This window comes from Caulobacter sp. 17J65-9 (genome assembly GCF_010975005.1).
Lineage (GTDB): Bacteria > Pseudomonadota > Alphaproteobacteria > Caulobacterales > Caulobacteraceae > 17J80-11.
This window is the reverse complement of sequence record NZ_JAAIVC010000238.1, coordinates 1-4,179: the sequence shown is the minus strand read 5'-3', so window position 1 is coordinate 4,179 and position 4,179 is coordinate 1. Positions and strand designations below refer to the sequence as shown.

At 70.7% G+C, this 4,179-nt stretch carries 4 protein-coding genes; 2 read left to right on the top strand and 2 right to left on the bottom strand.

Translation table 11 applies throughout. The annotated features are described in order from the left end of the window. A partial coding sequence (locus G3573_RS20445) for a tetratricopeptide repeat protein (RefSeq protein ID WP_163263507.1) occupies nt 1–556 on the bottom strand: 556 nt, incomplete at its 3' end. A gap of 133 nt (nt 557–689) precedes the next feature. Between G3573_RS20445 and G3573_RS20440 the strand changes: the two genes are divergently transcribed. Together G3573_RS20440 and G3573_RS20435 are read left to right on the top strand one after the other, a co-directional pair. Beyond that, nucleotides 690–2,078 (top strand): DUF4139 domain-containing protein, encoded by a 1,389-nt coding sequence (locus tag G3573_RS20440; RefSeq protein ID WP_163263506.1) that lies wholly within the window; start codon nt 690–692, stop codon nt 2,076–2,078. Nucleotides 2,079–2,083: 5 nt separating this feature from the next. Then, the gene (locus tag G3573_RS20435) at nt 2,084–3,694 is read left to right on the top strand and encodes a hypothetical protein (protein WP_163263505.1); all 1,611 of its coding nucleotides are present in this window, start codon (nt 2,084–2,086) and stop codon (nt 3,692–3,694) included. An 8-nt stretch (nt 3,695–3,702) separates the two neighbouring features. Here the strand turns inward: G3573_RS20435 and G3573_RS20430 are convergent. Beyond that, nucleotides 3,703–4,179, bottom strand: a 477-nt coding sequence (locus G3573_RS20430; RefSeq protein WP_205598401.1) for a retropepsin-like aspartic protease, incomplete at its 5' end; no start/stop codon positions are given.

The window sequence follows — 4,179 nt, the reverse complement described above, 5'->3', positions numbered from 1 at the left end:
CGGCGTGGCGCCCGGCGCCGTGCAGGGCGCGGGCGCTGATCAGCAGGGCGCGCGGCGCGCGCGCCTCCTCGTCCTGCAGGCGCGTCAGCACCTCCAGCGCCTCGGCCGGGCGGCCGAGTTCGACCAGGGCGCGGGCGCGGCCCGCCACCAGGGTGGCGTCGTCGGCGTACATGCCCTGCATGGCCGCGGCGAAAAGGGTCTCGGCCTCGTCCCAGCGGCCGAGGTCGGCGGCCGCTTCGCCCAGCTTCAGCCCGTTCTGGACCGACGGGGTGTCGTCATAGGCGGCCTTGGCGGCGCGGTAGGCGCGGCCCGGATCGAGGGCGTCGCGGGCGGCCTCGCCCATGCGCCGGGCCTTGGGATCGCGCGACAGTTCGGGCAGGAAGACGGCGAAGAAGTAGACGATCGCGCCGAACGGCTGGAACACCAGCATCAGCCAGATCCAGTACAGCTCCCGCTTGCTGCGCACGACGTGGATGCAGAGCAGGATGGCCGCCAGGGTCGACACGCCGACCGCGACCGGACCGAACCCGGCCAGCATTCCGAACAAGGCACTCATACGCCCCTCCACTAAATCCCCGGCGCTCCGGTGACATGCACGGCCCAGCCGGTCAATCGGGCGATGCGCGCGGAGCGTGCATGCTCGACAGCTTCGCCGCAGCGTGACAGGTTCTCCCATCGGGGGAGTAAGCATGCACCGTCTGGCTTTCGTGGCGCTTCTGCTGGCGTCGGCCGCTCCGGCCATGGCCGAGGAGCCGAAGCGCTCCCTGACCATCTACAATTCTGACCTGGCGCTGGTGGAGGAGGTCCGCGACCTCAACCTGCCGGCCGGGCGCACGAAGCTGGAGTTCAAGGACGTCTCCGCCGCCATCCGGCCGGAGACCGTGGCCCTGACCGGCGGCGAGCTGTCGATCGTCGAGCAGAACTTCGACTACGACCTGCTGACCCCCGCCAAGCTGATGGAGAAGGCGGTCGGCCGCGAGGTGCAGATCGTGCGCACCAACCCCGGCAACGGCCAGCAGGTGACCGAGAAGGCCACCGTCCTGTCGGTGAACAACGGGGTGGTGCTGAAGGTCGGCGATCATATCGAGGTGCTGCGCGACGACGGCGTGCCCACCCGCGTGATCTTCGACAAGGTGCCGGAAAATCTGCGCGCCCGGCCGACCCTGTCGGTGACGGTCGATGCGGAGAAGGCCGGTCCCCGCAAGGCGACGCTGAGCTATCTGTCCGGCGGCCTGTCGTGGAAGGCCGACTACGTCGCGCTGTTCGACGAGAAGGCCGGCAAGCTGGACCTGCAGGGCTGGATCACCCTGACCAATCGGTCCGGCACCGACTTCCAGGACGTCAGCGCTCAGCTTGTGGCCGGCGACCTGAACCTGGTGACCAACCCCGGCATCCCGGACTGGCAATGGCGCCAGCAGCAGGAGCAGCGCCGTCGGGCCGGCCAGGCGACGGGCGGCGCCGAGATCGGCGGCCAGGCCTCGGTGGGCGACTTCTATCTGTATCCGCTGCCGGAACGCACCACGGTGGCCAACAACCAGACCAAGCAGGTCGGCTTCCTCGACGTGTCCGGCGTCCCGGCCCGCAAGGCCTACGCCTACCGCGCCCGCTCGTTCAGTTCCTCCACCGAGCCGCTGAGCGCCGACGTGGTGCTGAAGTTCTCCAACTCGGCGCGCGGCGGCCTGGGCGCGCAACTGCCGGCCGGGGTGGTGCGCGTCTACATGCGCGACCAGGCGGGCGAGGCGAAGTTCGTCGGCGAGAACCGAGTGGATCACACCGCCCAGGGCTCGGATCTGGTGGTGAAGACCGGCGAAGCGTTCGACGTCACCGTCAAGCCGACGGTGGTCTCGCAAGCCCGCAAGGGCGGCCACGACGTCTTTGAAATGTCCTATCTGGTCCGCAACGCCCGCGCCGAACCGGCGGTGGTCGAGATCACCCAGGCCGGATGGTGGGGCGAGACCCGGCTGGTCAAGGAAAGCCTCACGGGCCGCCGGGTCGACGCCCGCACCCTGACCTGGGATGTCACGGCGCCGGCGGGCGGCGAAACCACCCTGACCTTCACGGTCGAAACCGGCTGGTGACGCGGGTGCGCCGTGCGGCCCTGACAGCGGCGGTGCAGATCGCCGCGGCCTGCGTGACCGCGCAGGCCGCCGCCCAGGTCGTGTCCGACCAACCGGACGCGGTGGCGGTCACCATCTATCGCGAAGGGACCGCGGCGAGGCCCCCTCGCGGCGGCTACGTGTATTTCGGCGATGGCGGACTGGCCCTGATCACCGAGACCCGGACGGTCGACCTGCCGGCCGGACGCCAGCGCGTCAGCTTCCGCGGCGTCGCCGACGGACTGGTGCCGGAGACGGCCGCCCTGGAAGGGCTGGGCGGCGAGGCGGTCGAGCGTAACTATGACTTCGACCTGCTGACCCCGGGCTCGCTGATCCAACGGTCGGTCAACGAACGGGTGCGGCTGGTCCGTACGAACCCGACGACTGGGACGGTGGAAGAGCGGGACGCAATCATCCGCTCCGGGCCGCAGGGCGTGCTCGTGCAGACCGCCGACGGGGTCGAGGCGCTCGGCTGCAGCGGCCTGACCGAGCGCCTGGTGTTCGACCGTGCGCCCGAGGGGCTGACGGATCGGGCCACTCTGTCGGTGGCGATCGACGTCCTCAAGCCGGGGCCGCAGACGCTGCGGCTGAGCTATCTCGCGACCGGGTTCAACTGGTCGGCCGACTACGTCGCGCGGATGGCCCCGGACGGCCGCACGGTGGACCTGACCGGCTGGATCACCCTGGCCAACAGCGGCGGGACCACCTTCGAAAACGCGCCCACCCAGGTGGTGGCGGGCAAGGTCGCCCGCGACCGTGCGACCCGAGCGCCGGGCGCCCGCGTAACTGGAACGTTTCCGGCGTGCTGGCCGGGCGGAACGACCTCTGACCGCGTGGAGATCTCGGGACTGATCGGGGCGAACCGGGTCGAATACGAAGGTCCGCCGCAGGTCGTGCCGGGGGTGGCGTCGGACGAGATCGTCGTCACCGGGTCACGCATCAGCCGCATGGCCTTCATGAGCGAACTCGGCGACTACAAGCTCTACACCTTGCCCGAGCCCACGACCGTGGCGGCCCGGCAAAGCAAGCAGGTGCAGTTCCTCGACCAGCGGCGCGTGCCGGCGGAGCGGGTCTACCTCTACGACCTCGCCGCCGATCTCGCGGGCGGCGACCGCTACGTCGAGGGGCGGCCAACGGCGGTGCTGCGCCTGAAGAACGAAGCCCGCGCGGGGCTTGGCAGGCCTCTGCCCGGCGGCACGGTTTCGGTGATGCAGACCGATGCGGCCCGGCCCGTGCTGGCCGGGTTGGATTCCCTGTCCGACACGCCTGTGGGGCTTCCCGTCGAACTGGAGCTGGGTCGCGCCGTCGACGTGCGCGCCGCCGCGACCCTGGTCTCGGAGACCCACGTCGTTCGCAAGGGCGTCGGCCGGGTCCGTTCCGAGGTGGAAGTCGTGCTGGTGAACGGCAAATCCGTGCCCGTCCGGCTGGAGCTGGCCCATCCGGCGGCGCCGGCGGAAGGCCTTCGCGTGGTCAGCGAGACCCGCCTGCATTTCGTGAAGGACGCCACGCCGACCTGGTCCGTGGAGCTGAAGCCCGGCGAACGGCTGCGTTTCCGCTATGCGGTCGAGGCCCGGAGCCCGGTCAGGAACGGCCGCTGACCGGCCGCTCAGTCCTTCAGCACCAGCTCTTTCTTGTGGTTGTCGATCGACCAGCTCTTGAAGCGGCGCAGGAAGCTCTGGCCCAGCAGCAGCTGGCCCTGGCGGCCGCGCGCGACCACGGCGGTGACGTTGTGCAGGGTGCGGTCGCCGACCGTCAGCGAGTGCAGGTTGTACATCTCGGCCGGGACCTGGGAGCCGTCGGCCAGCACGGCGTAGCCTGAGCCGAGGTAGTCGGACTGGCTGAGCTTCTTCTGGCGGACCAGTTCGCGGAACACGTCTTCCGACAGGCTGACCTGGCTGGCGCCCGAATCGACGGTGAAGTCGGCCTCGATGCCGCCGTCCAGCTTCACCGGCACGTACAGCACGCCCGGCCCGCGCTTGAGCGGGACGCGGGTCTCGCCCTTGCCCGGCGCCGGCGCGTCGCTGGCGGCCAGCTTGCCGGCGGCCGCGGTGACCGCGGCGTCGGCGGCGGCCTGCTGGGCGGC